Annotated in this window: 18 protein-coding genes; 5 read left to right on the top strand and 13 right to left on the bottom strand. The window is 58.9% G+C overall.

Annotation, left to right across the window (positions count from 1 at the left end):
- Positions 1 to 15: 15 nt before the first annotated feature.
- The 3 genes from EXR36_07620 to EXR36_07610 are packed head-to-tail and all read right to left on the bottom strand — an operon-like array spanning position 16 to position 2,663.
- Positions 16 to 813, bottom strand: a complete 798-nt coding sequence (locus tag EXR36_07620) for a DUF2007 domain-containing protein (protein MSQ59501.1) — start codon at positions 811 to 813, stop codon at positions 16 to 18.
- Positions 810 to 1,841: a Gfo/Idh/MocA family oxidoreductase gene (locus tag EXR36_07615; protein MSQ59500.1), complete on the bottom strand. Its 1,032-nt coding sequence runs from the start codon at positions 1,839 to 1,841 to the stop codon at positions 810 to 812. Before EXR36_07615 ends, EXR36_07620 begins: the two co-directional genes overlap by 4 nt.
- Positions 1,842 to 1,883: 42 nt before the next feature.
- Positions 1,884 to 2,663: an SDR family oxidoreductase gene (locus EXR36_07610; protein ID MSQ59499.1), complete on the bottom strand. Its 780-nt coding sequence runs from the start codon at positions 2,661 to 2,663 to the stop codon at positions 1,884 to 1,886.
- A gap of 382 nt (positions 2,664 to 3,045) precedes the next feature.
- Here EXR36_07610 and EXR36_07605 point away from each other — a divergent pair, with 382 nt between their 5' ends.
- A complete protein-coding gene (locus EXR36_07605; GenBank protein MSQ59498.1) occupies positions 3,046 to 4,389 on the top strand; it encodes an ABC transporter substrate-binding protein in 1,344 nt (447 codons plus the stop codon).
- Positions 4,390 to 4,429: 40 nt separating this feature from the next.
- Positions 4,430 to 4,717: a hypothetical protein gene (locus EXR36_07600; GenBank protein ID MSQ59497.1), complete on the top strand. Its 288-nt coding sequence runs from the start codon at positions 4,430 to 4,432 to the stop codon at positions 4,715 to 4,717.
- Positions 4,718 to 4,873: 156 nt separating this feature from the next.
- Here EXR36_07600 and EXR36_07595 read toward each other — a convergent pair whose 3' ends face one another.
- The 3 genes from EXR36_07595 to EXR36_07585 all read right to left on the bottom strand — a co-directional run bounded on the left by EXR36_07595 (position 4,874) and on the right by EXR36_07585 (position 6,617).
- Positions 4,874 to 5,362, bottom strand: a complete 489-nt coding sequence (locus EXR36_07595; GenBank protein ID MSQ59496.1) for a hypothetical protein — start codon at positions 5,360 to 5,362, stop codon at positions 4,874 to 4,876.
- A 14-nt stretch (positions 5,363 to 5,376) separates the two neighbouring features.
- Positions 5,377 to 5,763 (bottom strand): hypothetical protein, encoded by a 387-nt coding sequence (locus EXR36_07590; protein MSQ59495.1) that lies wholly within the window; start codon positions 5,761 to 5,763, stop codon positions 5,377 to 5,379.
- A gap of 80 nt (positions 5,764 to 5,843) precedes the next feature.
- The gene (locus tag EXR36_07585; protein ID MSQ59494.1) at positions 5,844 to 6,617 is read right to left on the bottom strand and encodes a DUF2189 domain-containing protein; all 774 of its coding nucleotides are present in this window, start codon (positions 6,615 to 6,617) and stop codon (positions 5,844 to 5,846) included.
- 172 nt (positions 6,618 to 6,789) lie between these two features.
- Between EXR36_07585 and EXR36_07580 the strand changes: the two genes are divergently transcribed.
- Both EXR36_07580 and EXR36_07575 read left to right on the top strand, forming a co-directional pair.
- A complete protein-coding gene (locus EXR36_07580; GenBank protein MSQ59493.1) occupies positions 6,790 to 7,317 on the top strand; it encodes a hypothetical protein in 528 nt (175 codons plus the stop codon).
- 3 nt (positions 7,318 to 7,320) lie between these two features.
- Positions 7,321 to 7,824: a disulfide bond formation protein B gene (locus tag EXR36_07575; protein MSQ59492.1), complete on the top strand. Its 504-nt coding sequence runs from the start codon at positions 7,321 to 7,323 to the stop codon at positions 7,822 to 7,824.
- On the opposite strand, the gene EXR36_07570 is transcribed toward EXR36_07575, so the two are convergent.
- Both EXR36_07570 and EXR36_07565 read right to left on the bottom strand, forming a co-directional pair.
- Positions 7,821 to 8,264 (bottom strand): hypothetical protein, encoded by a 444-nt coding sequence (locus EXR36_07570; protein ID MSQ59491.1) that lies wholly within the window; start codon positions 8,262 to 8,264, stop codon positions 7,821 to 7,823. The genes EXR36_07575 and EXR36_07570 overlap by 4 nt on opposite strands.
- Before the next feature lie 149 nt (positions 8,265 to 8,413).
- Positions 8,414 to 8,995: a hypothetical protein gene (locus tag EXR36_07565; GenBank protein MSQ59490.1), complete on the bottom strand. Its 582-nt coding sequence runs from the start codon at positions 8,993 to 8,995 to the stop codon at positions 8,414 to 8,416.
- Between the two features lie 387 nt (positions 8,996 to 9,382).
- On the opposite strand from EXR36_07565, the gene EXR36_07560 reads away from it, so the two are divergent.
- Positions 9,383 to 10,852 carry a DUF2779 domain-containing protein gene (locus EXR36_07560; protein MSQ59489.1) on the top strand — a complete coding sequence of 490 codons (1,470 nt, stop codon included), beginning with the start codon at positions 9,383 to 9,385 and terminating at the stop codon, positions 10,850 to 10,852.
- A gap of 7 nt (positions 10,853 to 10,859) precedes the next feature.
- Here the strand turns inward: EXR36_07560 and EXR36_07555 are convergent, their stop codons facing one another.
- The 5 genes from EXR36_07555 to EXR36_07535 form a co-directional block, all read right to left on the bottom strand.
- Positions 10,860 to 12,152 carry an amidohydrolase gene (locus EXR36_07555; GenBank protein ID MSQ59488.1) on the bottom strand — a complete coding sequence of 431 codons (1,293 nt, stop codon included), beginning with the start codon at positions 12,150 to 12,152 and terminating at the stop codon, positions 10,860 to 10,862.
- Between the two features lie 127 nt (positions 12,153 to 12,279).
- Positions 12,280 to 12,753, bottom strand: coding sequence for a biopolymer transporter ExbD (locus EXR36_07550; GenBank protein MSQ59487.1), 474 nt, complete (start codon positions 12,751 to 12,753; stop codon positions 12,280 to 12,282).
- A gap of 5 nt (positions 12,754 to 12,758) precedes the next feature.
- Positions 12,759 to 13,481 (bottom strand): MotA/TolQ/ExbB proton channel family protein, encoded by a 723-nt coding sequence (locus EXR36_07545; protein MSQ59486.1) that lies wholly within the window; start codon positions 13,479 to 13,481, stop codon positions 12,759 to 12,761.
- A 3-nt stretch (positions 13,482 to 13,484) separates the two neighbouring features.
- A complete protein-coding gene (locus EXR36_07540; protein ID MSQ59485.1) occupies positions 13,485 to 14,258 on the bottom strand; it encodes an energy transducer TonB in 774 nt (257 codons plus the stop codon).
- Positions 14,259 to 14,526: 268 nt separating this feature from the next.
- Positions 14,527 to 14,844, bottom strand: a complete 318-nt coding sequence (locus EXR36_07535) for a DUF4124 domain-containing protein (protein ID MSQ59484.1) — start codon at positions 14,842 to 14,844, stop codon at positions 14,527 to 14,529.
- Positions 14,845 to 15,043: the final 199 nt, after the last annotated feature.

The raw sequence follows: 15,043 nt of genomic DNA, 5'->3' as shown, positions 1-15,043 counted from the left end.
GGTGCGAAAGTGGTTTCACCTTGCCGGCTCGGTCTGCTTTGTACGCACGATCTCGGCCGCTGGAGAGTAGATCAGGCGTTTGTCCACTTTTCCGTCTGCGTTCGTGTCTACATCCGCACGAGTAACTCCTCCAAGGTCATAATGCTCGACACGAAAGACTTGGCCCGAGAAGGGATTGATGTATTCCGTGGACACGGCGACCCCGTGTTTGTAATGCGACTTCAGGTTAGGGAGGCCATCGCCATCAGTATCCACGCCGGTTGCTACGACGTTGCCCAAGGAATATTGGTGGCGCGTCTCGAAGACCCCATTAAAGTCGTTGTCGGCCTCGGCGTGCTTAATGTATCCGTTCTCATCAAAATATTCGATGTAGTCCGTCTTTCCATCGAAGTTGCGATCGATACGACCCTCGACGGCTATTCCGCTGGGTGAGCGAATCCATCGAACGTCGAGCACACCATCCCGGTTGTAGTCGATTCCATCGACCATGACCGGTGCGCGAAAGTAGGCATAGGATCCGCCAATGCCGATAGCGAGCCCCGCCACGGCCGCGACGAGTCGGCTCGGGGTACGTTTAGCCGGCATGGGGGCGGGATCAGCCACTGAAGTGGTTTCCCAACACTCGATCACCGCCCGGGCGCGAGCGTAATCTTCGTCCGCCACGACAAGACGCACTAGACCGGCCGCTGGCAACTCACCAATAGCTCCTGGCAGAAATTCCCCATGAATCCCTGCCTCGACATCTTCCCGCCGCAAGACATCTTGCAGCATGTGAGCTTCAAGAGCGTTGCCGGCTTCGTATGCGGTTTTCATGTACCCACTTCAGCCCATGTGCCTGTACAAGAAGATTGCAACATCGCATCGATCAACGCGTGCACCGGCAACGCCGATTGTCCGCTCGCGTACGGATCGCGATCGTGCTCGATGGCATCGAGAAAATCTTCGATCAATTTCTTGTGGGGCTCATGGGGGAAGGCCATGGGATCGGCGCCGCCACCTCCGGCGAGGCTGCCCTCGATGACCTGCGCGGCTTTCCCGTGAAGATTGACGGTCAGTCTCTCGGCCTCCAATACCGCGGAACCCTTGGTACCCGCCAATTCGATACGTTCGGGGTAGCCGGGGTATGCAGTGGTGGTGGCGTCAATCACGCCCACCGCGCCGTTGCGAAAGGTGAGCGCGGCGCACGCGATGTCCTCGGTGTCCATGGTCTTGGGGCGCAGCGTACTGGCGCGGCATTGCGCGGCAACTCTTTCTACCGGCCCGGCCAAACTCAACATCAAATCCAACGTGTGAATGGCTTGGGTCAACAGCACACCACCGCCGTCGCGCGCCAGGGTTCCCCGGCCGGGCTCCGCATAGTATTGCGATCCGCGCCACCAGCGGATAGAGGCGGATGCGCTAAGCAAATCGCCCAGCGCGCCCTCTTGCATGAGCTGGCGCAATGCCATCGCGCCGGGCCGGAAACGAAATTGGAACACGACGCCTATGCGCTTACCTGCCGCTGCTACCCCATCCGCGATAGCTTTCGCTTCGGCGTAGGCCACGTCCATGGGCTTTTCCAACAGGACATGTTTTCCGGCGCGGGCCGCGCGTAGCGCGAGTTCGGCGTGGGTACGTGGTGGCGTCAGGATGATGAGGGCTTGTACCTTGGCGTCTTCGAGCAAGGCTTCCAGGGAATCCACCACCGGCAAGCCATAGCTTTGCGCGAAGCCGCGCCGGCGCTCGGGCGATGGACTGAACGCTCCCGCCACCTGAATTCGCGGCGCCAGCTCCTTTAGGGCCATGGCATGGGGCTTCACCGCCATACCAAGGCCGATAATCCCAACCCCAATGGATTTCATTTCCCATCCTTGCCCGATGCGCAAGCCGGGGATACTAAACCACTAGCGGTAGCCTCCATCGACCATGAAGTTCTGGCCGTAGGCGTAGGACCCTCCCGTGCCGGCTAGGAAGGCGGCGAAGGACGCGATCTCATGCGGTTCGGCGAAGCGGTGTGCCCAGATCTTACTCATTTCATGTTCGCGCTCTTCTCCGGGAAGCGTGTCTTTCATGCTCGTCTCGATCCATCCAGGCGCCAATCCGTTGATGCGGATACCGGCCGGAGCATAGTGCTCCGCGAAAATCTTCATCATATGACCCTGCGCCGCCTTGGAGGCATCGTAATGAGTGGAAATCTGCGATTGGGAGTTGATGCCATTGGTCGAGGTGATGAGCACGATGGAGCCGCGCACTCCGTTCGCCTTCATGCGTTCGGCAATGGCGCGCGTGGAAATGAAGCAGCCGTACACGTTGACCTCGAACACTTGGCGCCATCCCTCCGGCCCGTCCAGCGTTTGCTCCTCGATCGGGACATTGGGTGAAATGCCGATGGAATTCACGACCGAAGTAATTTCCTGGTCCGTGGCGGTCGTGGCGTCTTCGAGAAACTGCTTGAAAGCCGCCTCGTCGGTTTGGTTCACCGAGCCCGCGAAACCGGTGATGCCCCTATCCTCCAGCTCCTTGATGATGGCATCCGCGGCCTTCTTGTTACGCCCGTAGGTCATGGACACGGCGGATGCCCCGTGAGCGGCCAGCGCGCGCACGATCTCGGCGCCCAGGCCGCCTGAGCCGCCGAGCACCAGCGCATGGCCCTTCACGCTGGTTAGGTATTTCGTTGCGTCCATGACCGCTTCTCCCTGTGATTTAGCCCCTTTGGGCTCTGACTGTCCGGGGGCTAGATCGGCAAAAGCCCGGAAAACATCAGAGCGATTTGCTCTTCACGGGAAGGAATTGAAGCGATTCTTCAGAATAGGCCGGGCCCATGGCCCTGCCTTCCAGCGGAGCGCCAGCGCTTATTTGATGGCGATCGGATCGATGATGTCTCGCACCCACGGCAGGAAAGTGCCGCCGCGTGTAGTGCCTGGGCAGTCTAGCAGACACCTCCCAAACATGACGCGGCGCGCCGGCCTTGAACTTGGCCCGTCAAAGCTGTTAGATTCCCGGCCCTCACTGGCCTGGCGGCGGCGCCGTGCCGGATTTCCTCATTCAGCCAGAGAGACAACACCGATGAAGAACGCGTGGTTCAAACTTGCAACTCTTTTCCTGGGAGTCTTTTTGGCGGGAACTGCCTTCGCGCAGCAAGCCAGACCCATCAAGATCGGCTTCGTGACTTTTCTTTCCGGCCCGGCGGCAGGACCCTTCGGCGTACCCGCCAAGGTCGCGGCTGAAGCGATCATCGAATCGCTCAACGCCGGGAGCGCTCCGCCGCCCTATAACAGCAAGGGCTTTGGCGGGTCTGCGTTGGAGTTGGTGGTGATCGACGAGGCGGGCGGAGCCAGCAAGCAGGTAAGCGAATTCCGCAACCTGGTGGAGCGCCAAGGCGTGGACTTCGTGATCGGTTATATCTCCAGCGGCGATTGTCTGGCCGTGGCACCGGTGGCAGAAGAGATGAAGAAGCTCACCGTGCTGTTCGATTGCGGCACGCCGCGGATATTCGAGGAGGCGAGCTACAAGTACGTGTTTCGCACTCGTCCGCATGCCACCATGGACGCGGTGGCTGCCGCCCTTTATCTGCTGGAGAAACACCCCAACACCAAAACCTACGGCGGCATCAATCAAAATTACGCCTGGGGCCAGGATTCCTGGAACTACTTCAGCTCCGCCATGGGCGTGCTGAAGCCTCAGGTGCAGATCACAAGTTCGCAGATGCCCAAGCTCGGGGCGGGGCAATACGGGGCGGAGATTTCGGCGCTGCTCGGAACGAATTCTGATGTCATCCATTCCAGTCTATGGGGCGGCGATCTGGAGGCTTTCATGGTGCAAGCCGGCCCGCGCGGACTGTTCAAGAAGAGTCAGTTGGTATTGGTGGCCGGTGAGCCCTATCTGCATCGTCTGGGCACCAATATCCCCGATGGCACCATTGTCGGAGCCCGCGGCACCCACGGCGTGTTCGCGCCGGACAGCGCGCTCAATACCTGGCTCAAAAATATCTACAAGGCCAAGACCCAACTGGATCCTAATTACCCCGCCTATAGCGCGGCGCTCGGCATCCTGGGACTTAAGTCCGCCTACGAGGCGGCGAAACTCAAGAAACTGTCTTCCTCCATTCCCATGGGAGAGAACAAAGGCGTGAAGGAAGAAATGGAGAAGGCCTATGCCGTGGGGCCCAGCCAAGAAGAAGTGATCGCGGCTTTCGAGGGAATGTCGTTTCAATCCCCCAGCGGGCGCATGCGCATGGCATTGGGCAAAGGCCACCAGGCCGTCTCCGGCACCGCTTACGGCACCACCAAGCTGGTGAACGGCCAGGTTACGGTGACCAACGTCCGCCAGTATCCCTCCGAGAGCGTGCAACCGCCCGATGGCGTGGCGAGCCTGGACTGGATCAAGTCCGGGATGAAGACCAAGAAATAGCGTGTTGCAGCAACTGCCGGCCATCCTCATCGACGGGGTGATGGCCGCTTCCATGATGTTCATCGTCGCCGTGGGGCTGACCCTGATATACGGTGTGATGAAAATTTTGAACGTCGCCCACGGCAGCCTGTTCGCGCTGGGCGCCTACACCGCCGCCACCTTCGCGGGACTTTGGCTCGCGGGCGGGCACGCGCCCATGGGAAGCTACGCCGCCCTCGTGCTCGCGGCGATTGTGGTGGGGCTCATCGCGGGGCCGGTGATCGAGCGCGGATTGCTGCGCTTCATGTACGGGCGCGATGAGCCCCGGGCGTCATCATCGGGCACTTGATTTGCCGGCTGCGACAACCTCATCCCGGGAGCACAAGATCATGAACGGTCTTGAACAGAGGATGATTACTCGCTGGCCAGCGTCAAGATTTCTCATTGCCGGCGTCGTCATTGCAGGAGCCGGATATCTCCCGCCCGGCGTGCAAGTTCCTGCGCTTCAGAAGTAGCCGACCAAGCGCCCCAGCGTGAGTGCCGCCAGCCATGCCAGTAGAGAGGTACCTGCGGCAAACCGCACGTGTGGCGATGGCTTTGCACCGGCGAGCAAAAGGTCTGGCGATTTGCCGCGCATGACCGCCCGGTGTAACAACAAAGCATTCGCCATGGCAGCGCCCACGACGCTCATTTTGGCGATAAAGAACGGGGCGGCGGCGTATTCCGTGGCCCGCGCCATGAACAACAAGGATCCGAAGACGATGGCCAGCGCGAGGCCGGCGGCGGCGGTTCTCGCGAGCACGCGCCAAAGGGGCGCCAACGGAACCTGGCGCCAAGCCCCGAGCAGCCGCAGATCGAGTGGGATGATGGACCCGACTAGAAGCGCTACCCCCAGGATGTGTCCCGCGTTAACGAGGGGGTAGACCCAGACCGAATCGCGCAGGGCGCGTGCAAGCGCGGTTGCTTCCAGCGCAGCCAGCCATCCCGCGAACACGAGAGCGCCGCCGTTCAGGACTCCCGGTCCGGGTAGAGGTTGTAGCTCTTGCCGTCGATGATCACGCGCTCGGCTTTGACCAAGCGCTCGCTCTGCTTGGCGGAGCGGTGGCCATGTATGGTGATGACGCGGCCATTACTAAACATCTCCGGGGCCAATCCGGCGCGTTCGTTACGCCATGGCTGGCCCACTTCGATCACCCATTTCTCGCCCTTCACATCCAGCGTCACCTCGCCGTGGGGGTTGCCGAGCCTTACTTGAATGATCTTGCCGGTGATCTCGAACTCCTCGTCCGTGGCCCAGCCCCAGCCGTGATGGGCCAACGCGCCTTGTGCCAAGGAGACGCAGAGCGTAAATGCAAGAAGCTTCAGCCAAACTGGCCGTTGCGAAAGTGATTGCATTGTCTATCCTCCGCAGTGGTGGTTGATCGATGCCGCAAGCATTAGCCGGTTACCCAGCATGTTAACCGCACTACCGGCCTTCATTCCAATACAGGCCAGCCGTCCGGTTGCAGCGTCTCACGGTAGGCGTGCCAAGTGGCATAGGCAAGCCATGGCATGATGATGATGAGACCAAGAAACGCGGTCAGAAATCCGAGTACAGTCAGACCAGCGATCAGGAATGCCCACAACAACATCGCGGGCTTATTGCGCAGCACCGCGTGAATGCTGGAGACACAGGCGGTGACCATGTCCACTTCACGGTCGGCGATCATCGGTAAGGATAGCGCGGCGGTGGCGAAGGTTAGTACCGCGAACACGGAGCCAACCGCCGAGCCGATCGCGAGGAACTCGATCAACGTACCCGCGTCATTCGCCTCGAACGGAAAGAACGCGTTGATCATCATGCCGGCGCGTGACCATAGCAACAGGATCACCAGTTGCGCCAACGCGAACACGCCGGCCTGGCCTGCGACGCGGCGAACGAGAACGAAGGACTGGCGCAATGCCGGTGTGCGCCCCGCGGCGAGGTCCCGGCTCACGCAGTACAGACCCACGGCGATGAGCGGTGCCACGAACACGAAACCTGATAGCAATGCGGCCAGCAATGCGAACCTGCCGAGCGACCACGCCAGCGCCGAAACCGCCACGCTGACCAACATGATGACAATTCCTAAGATCATTGATAATCGCGGCGCACGCTTGAGGTCGTGCCAGGCTAGCTGTAGCCAGCGCAAAGGAGCATCCATCGCCAACTGCGCGCAAGGCACCACGAAGGGACGCTGCGTCAGCGTCGAATCCGGGGTCTCATCCATGGTTACTCCAGGGAAGCCGGGCTTGGCACCGGAGCGCTTATCCTACGCTAGCCGCCGAATTTCGCAAAATGCCCGGAGGCGGATCGCCTTCGGCCTTTAGAGAGCATGCATTTGCGTTCGCTCCCCCATAAGCGGCTAACATCGTGCTCGGAACCAAGATAAGGATGCATTCATGCGCTTTTTGCTGATGATGATGTTGTGTCTTACGAGCTTGCTTTCGCGCGCCGCGCAGCACGAGCACCCCGCCAACGCGGGGTGCGACCAATACCCGTGGGACATGAACCGCGAGTGGTCGCTGATGATCACCGATCAGGTTCCGATGAAATCCGCTGCTGCGATGGATCCGGAGTCGCGCTTCATTCCTCTCGACCGGCGCGTGCAGTTCGCACTGCATCCCTCCGAGCGCGTCCGGCTTGCCGCTGTTCCGGAGAAAACCAATGCTGGGATAACCTATGCCGGGATGGGTCTCATACGCCTGCCATTCGGCAAGAAGTACCGCATCTCGGTTAACCAGCACGCCTGGATCAACGTCATCGGGCCCAAAGGATCGGTGCCGGCCAGCAAATTCGCGATGCTGGAGGGCTGCGAGCGCCTGGTGAAAACAGTGATTTTTCCTCTGGAAAGCGAAACCGATTACTGGGTGCAGATTTCGGGTAGCGCCCAACCGGAGATCGCCTTGCTCATCACATTGGACCGTTAGCCTATGTTCTCGGTGGGAGATTTCATCAATCCGCGCGGCATGTTTGCGCTCATGTTCCTGGCCTGCGCCGGGCTCATGGGATTTGGCCTTTACTTACAGCACGCGATGAATCTGGAGCCGTGTCCGCTGTGCATCTTGCAGCGTTACGCGTTCATTGCCACTGGCATCGTCGCGCTCATGGCGGCCCTACATAATCCGCAGGTATGGGGGCGGGTTCTCTACGCGCTGCTCGTAGTTCTTTTCTCGGGTGCTGGCGCGGGCGTGGCAGGGCGGCAAGTGTGGTTACAACATAACCCCCCAGTCACGGCCGGGTGCGGGCCTGGATTGGAATACATGCTCGAGTCTTTTCCGCTGTCCCAGGTGTTGCCCCTGTTGTTCAAGGGCGAAGGCGATTGCGCCAAAGTGGTCTGGCAGTTCCTCGGCCTATCGATTCCCGAGTGGGCGTTGATCTGTTTCGTGCTACTTATCCTCGCCGCGGCGTGGGCTGCCTTTTACCGAAGACGCTAATTCACCGTCGCCTTGATCAGGCGGCCAGCTGCCGCGTCGATTTCAACCGTCGCGGTGTAACCACCAGGCAATAGCATCTGGTAACTGTATTGCGGCTTGCCGAAAAAGCTCACCGTCAATTCCATGGCCAATACTCTAGCGGGACCCACGAAGATCTGGGGTGCGGCAGCGCGCGCCTTGTCTTCGGGGAAAATGGCACGTTCATACATCTCGTAGCGGTAAAGCCCGGACTTGCTCTTGAATTCGAATTTGGCTGGCTTTGTCGCATCACAATAGGTTTCCCCAATTTTCCCGTTCTTCGACAACAGGAAAATCGCATAAGGGGGCTGCGGCCCGCCGCCGGATTGGCGCCACCCCGTGACGATGCCCGGATGTTCGCTCAATACCGCGGCGATACAAAAATCCAGCGGGCCCCCAGGTTCCGTGGTATCCGCGGCCATGGCTTGCGATTGAGCGGTTAGGCAAGCTAGGAACGCGATAACAGAGTTAATAAGGCGCATCTTGGTCTCCAGAAAGCGGTGGTTCGCATCCTCGGAGGATTATGCATCATCGCCCGAAAGAAGTAAGTTCAACGAATCAAGTCAGATTTTCACGCCAACCAGAAGACATCCTGGGTGTTTATCTTCGGGACGCATCTCTTTTTCGTGCTCTTGATTGCCCATGCGAGAAAATATTCCGATAACTTCCACTCCTCTTGCATTTGGGCTTTCGCATGATCCAAAAGCTCCTCGCTGGATGGATCCTGCTTCTCAAGAACGGCGAAACATACTCCATATCTGTTCTCAACGACTTGTTCCGGAATCGACGTGGCGTTCTGGTGTGCATTGCGCAAATTCCCCAGAATGTGATCGAATTTATCTAAGTTGCCATACCAGTCGATCTTGGCTTCAATCGCCGTTGGGCGGCCGCTTAATTTGAGTAGTAGATCGCCTCTGCCCCGCCTTGTTTGATCCCCCTTTATCAATGGCCATTCCGCATTTGCCGGAATGTCTTCCATCCATGCTGCCGTCGCCAACAATCCCACCAGAGAGATTTCAAGGTAATTGCTATCCGCGCTCTGGGGAAAAGCACCGTCCAGATTTTCATATAACTCGGCCCACTTTTGTATGACTGGCTCAAGACCATCCGGCTTACCGGAAAAATACACCCCGTGTGCCCATATGTTTTGCATAAATTCTCAGTTTCTCGAAGACTTCTCACAAGTTGCCTTTCGGGAGCCACCGAAACAGCGCTCATCGCCGAAACGCACGGGAACCGGGCCTTAAGCTGCACCGAATCCGCGCTTAAACATTTACGGCTCGCGCGAAGCAACCCTTAGCCTAGGATTTTCTCGCCGAACAAATCTATTGCCTCTCGTAGGACACCAGCTCTTCGTGAGACGATTTATTCGAAATGCGCGATCAGTTCCATGGAATTTCTTCAAGAACCGAAAGGGAATCCTGCTGTAACGCCTGTCTGCGCTCCAATGTGTCGCGGCGAAATAGACCGGGCCCCCACGTGACACTTCCTATAGCGGCGGTGACTATACTTCTCTGGCCGGATTCATTTCGAGAAGACCATGCCTAGGCCGCGACTGTCAAAGAACAAACTCCTATCGTTTCTGCAATGCTCAAAGCGCTTGTGGCTTGAGGTGAACGAGCCGGACGCCGCCGAAATTTCTTCGCAAGCCGCACGGGGCTTAGTGTTGGGACACAACGTGGGCGAGGTCGCGAGGGGGCTCCTACCGGAAGGGATATTGATCGGGCACGACCAAGATTTTGCCGAAGCACTTTCCCAAACCCAAATGCAGCTATCAGCAGGCTCACGCGTCCTTTTTGAAGCAGCCTTCCAGCACGAAGACCTGCTTATACGCGCGGACATTCTTATGCGCGATTCACGCGGAGAGATTTCGGTCACGGAAGTCAAGGCTCCCACCTCGGTCAAGGACTACCATCTCTCCGATGCCGCCATACAGGCCTGGGTAATTCGCAACGCCGGACTAGATGTAAATGCGTTCACCATTGGTCACATCGATACAAACTTCATCTATCCCGGAAATGGCCACTACCAAGGATTGTTCCGGTATGTTCCCGTGGACAAGGAGATTGAACCGTTGCGCAATGAGGTGCCCAAGTGGATGGAGCGCGCGCGGCGGGTATTGAGCCAAGGCGAACCCGCGATCGATATGGGTAGCCAGTGCCAAAGCCCTTTCTCATGCCCATTCCAGGATTACTGCTCAGCGCATGCGGGGCTGGTTGAATACCACGTGACGATTCTGCCCCGTGGTGGCAAAACCGTACGCGCTCTTCTTTCCGAGGGCTACCGAGACCTCGGGGAGGTACCCAAGGAGCGGCTACTTTCCGAGAATCACGCAATGGTGTGGCGAGCAAGCGTATCCGGGCTTGCGCAGTTCCACGAATCGGTGCGCCCGGTCATGCAAGCGTTTCCCTACCCGCGCTATTTCATGGATTTCGAGACCATTAACCCTGCGATTACGTTTTGGGAAGGCACTACACCTTACCGGCAATTGCCTTTTCAATGGTCTTGCCATATCGAAAGTGAGGATGGGCGGGTAGAACACAGAGAATTCCTGGATACCTCCGGCGGCGCACCGATGAAAGCATTTCTAGTGTCGCTGCTGCCAGCGCTCGGCACACAAGGTCCCATTTTTGTTTACTACGCATCGTTCGAGCGTTCGCGCCTCGAAGAATTGGCGGCAATGTTTCCGGAATTTCAGGACCCCATAGCCAAAGTGATTGGCAGTATCGAGGATTTACATCCGCTGACCAAGAGTCACTACTATCACCCGAGTATGAAAGGATCCTGGTCGTTAAAGAGCGTGATGCCAGCCATCGATCCAGCTATGGACTACGCTCACTTGGAAGACGTGCGCGATGGGGGCGGTGCTCAAGAGGCGTATATGGAAATCATCGCGCCCGGGACGCCGGAGGACCGCAAAACGAAGCTTACGCAGTCACTGAAACGCTACTGCGCGCGAGATACCGAGGCGCTAGTGCGTCTTGCGCACTTTCTGGAGCGGGGCAAGTGAGCCGGAGTTACTTTTGCATCAAGAAGTCTACCGCCAATGCCGCAAGCGAGCGCATTCCGGGAAGCAAAGCCGATTCGTCCATGAAAAAGCGCGGCGAGTGATTTGGGGCCGCAGTTTCCATGTTCTCATTCTTTGGTGTGACGCCGACGAAGTAGAACATTCCCGGGATCTGCTGCTGGAAGTAGGAAAAATCCTCCGCGACCATGGTTCGTTGTTGCACTCGTAGCCCTGATTGCAGGGTGACTCGTTTGAGAGCTGGAATCATTCGCTCGGTTAGCGCAACATCGTTGTTGGTAACCGGCGCGGCCTTCTCGATTTTGACTTCGGCCTGGGCACCGTTGGCCTGCGCGATTGCCTCGGCGATCTGCTTGACGCGTGCGTGCACTTCGTTGCGCATTTCTTCGTCGAAGGTGCGGATCGTCCCCGTCATTTCCACTTGGTCGGGGATGATGTTCTTGCGCGCACCACCGTGAATGGTCGCGACGGTGACCACGGCGGGCTCCTTCGACACATCAATCTGGCGAGCAACGATGTTCTGCAACCCCGTGATGATTTGCGCGGAGGTAACCACCGGATCGATCCCCTTCCATGGCCAAGCGCCGTGGGTCTGGCGGCCCTTCACGGTGATGTAGAGCCAGTCGGCACTCGCCATCAATGGCCCGGGCCGGTAGGCGACCACGCCCGCTGGAATACCTGAAATCACATGCAAGCCGAAAATCGCTTCGGGCTTGGGATTGCTAAGAACGCCTTCCTTCACCATCAAGGGCGCCCCGCCTTCTTCTCCGGGTGGCGGGCCTTCCTCGGCGGGTTGGAAGATGAACTTGACGGTGCCGGGGAGATCTCTTCTCACGCTAGCCAAAGCCTCGGCCACGCCCATGAGAATCGCCACGTGCGCATCGTGTCCGCAGGCGTGCATGACGCCCACGTCGTTGCCCAGGTATTGCGTTCTTGCACGAGACTTGAATGGCAGGTCCACCTCTTCAGTGACGGGTAGCGCATCCATGTCCGCGCGTAGCGCCACAACGGGCCCAGGGTTACCGCCCTTGAGCAGCGCGATAACACCGGTGCGAGCCACGCCTTCTTGCACTTCCAAACCCAAGGCTTTGAGATGGGCGGCCACCAACTTTGAGGTACGCACTTCGCGGTTGGAAAGTTCAGGGTTTTGATGGATATCGCGCCGCCAAGCAATGACTTTCGCTTCCAGTGCGCGCACTCGTTCGTCGAGTTGCGCCGAGAGGTCCTGCGCTGCGGCGGATGCGGAGCAGAGCAATGCGGACACTAGCGTTATCGAGCGAACCATCGTTGTCCTTAGATCAAGAAAATCCTCAACGCAAAGACGCAAAGGAATTCTTTACCGGGTTTCTTCGCATCCTTGCGTTAATGGGCGGCAATGGGCGATCATAGCATCGTCGCCTAGTGCGATCATATTAACGAGAATCGGTCTCGGGTACCGCTTGAACCACGGAAGCGGGCGCGCCCACTTCGGAAGGTTGCGTGACGAAGGCGATGCGGGTGAGCCCGGTGCGTTGCGCGGCGGCCATGACTTGCGCGACTTTCTCGTACTCGGTCTTGCGGTCGGCGCGCAGATGCAGTTCCGGCGGATTTCGCGGGCTCGCGGCGAGTGCGGCGCCAAAGCGCGATTCGATATCCGCGAAAGGGACCAGGCCGCCATTCCAGTACAACTGGCCAGCATTATCCAAGGCAAGATTAATCACCGTGGGTTCCTGGTCGAGCTTGGTGCTTTGCACGCGCGGCAAATCGATGGGTACCGCTTGATGAAACAAAGGGGCGGTGATGATGAAGATCACCAGCAGCACCAACATCACGTCCACCAAGGGCGTGGTGTTGATTTCCGCCATGGGCTTGCCGCCAATGTCTTCGTCGAAAGATCCGAAAGCCATGGCCGCTATGCCGCTTGCACGGGCTTGAGCGCGCGCACTTGGCCCATGCGTACGGTCTCGCCAGTGGTGAAGTAAGCGTGCAGATCGTGCGCGAAGCCATCCATCTCGGCCAAGATAAGGCCGATACCGCGCGTGAAGGCGTTGTAAGCCAGCACGGCCGGGATGGCCACGAAGAGGCCCGCCGCCGTCATGATGAGGGCCTCACCCACGGGGCCTGCCACTTTATCGAGCACCACCTGGCTTTGCCCCGTGAGGCCGATCAACGCATGGTAAATCCCCCACACGGTTCCGAATAATCCAATGAAAGGTGCCGTCGCGCCCACGGACGCCAGGAACACCAGCCCGCGATCGATGCGGGCCTTGGATCTTGTCAGCCGCTGGCGCAACGCGCGCGTGATGAACTCGCTGGCGGATACCCCCGCGCCCACGCTTTTCGTGGCGCGTTGATGGTGGATTTGCGCCGCCTGGGTCGCGGTGAGCGCGAGCGCGGAAAAGATTCCGCTGCTGTCCGCCTTGCGCGCGGCCTCGAGCGCCTCGGGAACCGTTTGCGCATTCCAAAAGGCGTCCACGGCTTTTTCCGCGGCGCGGCTCAAGCGAAATTGCGCGATGGCCTTGGCGGCGATGAGATACCAACTCACCACGGACAAAAGCAGCAATATGACCGCCACGCTTTGTATAACCAAGTCGCCATGGGTCCAAAAGGCGAGGGGAGTGAACTGCTGTTGCATGACTTAGCCTTCCATCTTGAATATCACGGGGACCACGACATACACCTGCTCCGCTCTGCCGTCTTCCCGGTAAGGTTTGAACAACGCGCCCATGACCGCCTTTTTCGCGGCCTCGTCCAGGCGCGGCTTTCCGCTGGAAAGTTGGATCACAACATTCACGGCGTGCCCTTGCTCATCCACCAGAGCGCGGACCATGACTTTGCCCTGCTCCCCCAAGCGGCGCGACATCACCGGATAGGCGGCTTCTGGAGCGCGGATGTATTCCACACGGGCCACGGTCCTAGGCCCCGGCGGTGCGGCGGCCTGTACCTTGGGCGCGGGAGGCGGAGGCGGCGCCTCGGGTTGCGGAGGCACCACCTGAACGGGGGCCTCCTGCACCACGGGGGCGCTAGGCGCCGCGGTCATCACCGGCGCGGGCGGTTCCGCCACAACCGGTTTTTCTTCCACCCTTGGTTGGGGGACAACAGGCAGCGGTTCTGGCTGGCGCTCAAAGATCTTTGGTTTCGGCGTGGGGGGCGGCTCATCGAGCGGCACCACTTCAGGAGGCTTGGGTAACTCATCCTGAATCAGCCTGACTTCGACAGGCTTCCACAGCCTCAACCATTCGGAACGGGGTTTCCAGGTGGCGATGGCGTAGAGGCCGGCCGCATGCAGAACCAAAACCAAGGCGACCGAAAACCACGTGCCTTGCCGCTTTGGATTCGCATCGAAAAAATCAACCCCTCCTGCCTGCAAGGCAGTCAACGGGTTGGCCACTGAACCGGCCAATAAGCCCACGAAATCTCCTCGTTCCCTTCGATTGACCCGTCGCGCGCCTCATGGGCGCCACGGCTTACAGCACTATGGACGCCAGATAGTGATTGTCGGTTCGCGCCACCATGGCTGCAAGCCAAATCATTGGGATTATTTCCCGATGTTCCCTGGGAAGCTGCGTATTATCAGAAACGATCCACCTACGGCATCGCCCGAATCACGCAATGCAGCGGAACCGGCTGAAAGTCTGGAGGCTCACCAGACGAGCGCGGATGTCTCGGCGGCGAGACTTCTACTTGAGCCAGCTATCCGGAAGGATTAGCGACTTCACAGGCGGCCCGCCCGGTTTGATTCCCAGTTCGTCCAACTGCGCTTTTTGCTCAGGGGTCAAAATGGGGGAGCTGGACTTCGCGGCGGGCTTAGAGCCGCCGCTGGGCATCTCGATACTCGTTACGGTGCCATTGCCCTTGGCAGGATCGAACACTTTGCCTTTGCAGGGCACGCTGGAGTATTCCGTATTGCCCTTCGCATCGCTACATTTGTAGAGCACATCTTCTGCCTTGGCGCTTGCGGTCATGATCGCAAGCGCAATACTGAAGAAAGGGCGCATGAGTTGGCAGAAAAGAGCGAATGTCCCCTTCTATCGGCCCGCCAGAGCTTTGGCCTTGCCCCTGAAAAACGTACTCCTTAGCTGATGGTTCAAAATCAGTTTTAGGAGAGAAGAGATGAACGAGACTAAACGGGCGCGTTACACGCTGGAGTTCAAGATGGAGGCGGTCAGGCTGGTCAAGGGCGGTCAGGTCGCGGCA

The organism is Betaproteobacteria bacterium (genome assembly GCA_009693245.1).
In the GTDB taxonomy this organism is placed as follows: Bacteria; Pseudomonadota; Gammaproteobacteria; order Burkholderiales; family SHXO01; genus SHXO01.
Note: the sequence above shows the minus strand (reverse complement) of the source record. Positions and strands in the feature narration are given on the sequence as shown.

Coding starts and splice junctions, on each gene's coding strand:
- EXR36_07565 (MSQ59490.1), bottom strand. CDS start 8,995: ATGCAAAACATATGGGCACACGGGGTGTATTTTTCCGGTAAGCCGGAT.
- EXR36_07615 (MSQ59500.1), bottom strand. CDS start 1,841: ATGAAATCCATTGGGGTTGGGATTATCGGCCTTGGTATGGCGGTGAAG.
- EXR36_07620 (MSQ59501.1), bottom strand. CDS start 813: ATGAAAACCGCATACGAAGCCGGCAACGCTCTTGAAGCTCACATGCTG.
- EXR36_07575 (MSQ59492.1), top strand. CDS start 7,321: ATGTTCTCGGTGGGAGATTTCATCAATCCGCGCGGCATGTTTGCGCTC.
- EXR36_07560 (MSQ59489.1), top strand. CDS start 9,383: ATGCCTAGGCCGCGACTGTCAAAGAACAAACTCCTATCGTTTCTGCAA.
- EXR36_07605 (MSQ59498.1), top strand. CDS start 3,046: ATGAAGAACGCGTGGTTCAAACTTGCAACTCTTTTCCTGGGAGTCTTT.
- EXR36_07580 (MSQ59493.1), top strand. CDS start 6,790: ATGCGCTTTTTGCTGATGATGATGTTGTGTCTTACGAGCTTGCTTTCG.
- EXR36_07555 (MSQ59488.1), bottom strand. CDS start 12,152: ATGGTTCGCTCGATAACGCTAGTGTCCGCATTGCTCTGCTCCGCATCC.
- EXR36_07535 (MSQ59484.1), bottom strand. CDS start 14,844: ATGCGCCCTTTCTTCAGTATTGCGCTTGCGATCATGACCGCAAGCGCC.
- EXR36_07610 (MSQ59499.1), bottom strand. CDS start 2,663: ATGGACGCAACGAAATACCTAACCAGCGTGAAGGGCCATGCGCTGGTG.
- EXR36_07590 (MSQ59495.1), bottom strand. CDS start 5,763: ATGCAATCACTTTCGCAACGGCCAGTTTGGCTGAAGCTTCTTGCATTT.
- EXR36_07570 (MSQ59491.1), bottom strand. CDS start 8,264: ATGGCCGCGGATACCACGGAACCTGGGGGCCCGCTGGATTTTTGTATC.
- EXR36_07600 (MSQ59497.1), top strand. CDS start 4,430: ATGGCCGCTTCCATGATGTTCATCGTCGCCGTGGGGCTGACCCTGATA.
- EXR36_07550 (MSQ59487.1), bottom strand. CDS start 12,753: ATGGCTTTCGGATCTTTCGACGAAGACATTGGCGGCAAGCCCATGGCG.
- EXR36_07585 (MSQ59494.1), bottom strand. CDS start 6,617: ATGGATGAGACCCCGGATTCGACGCTGACGCAGCGTCCCTTCGTGGTG.
- EXR36_07545 (MSQ59486.1), bottom strand. CDS start 13,481: ATGCAACAGCAGTTCACTCCCCTCGCCTTTTGGACCCATGGCGACTTG.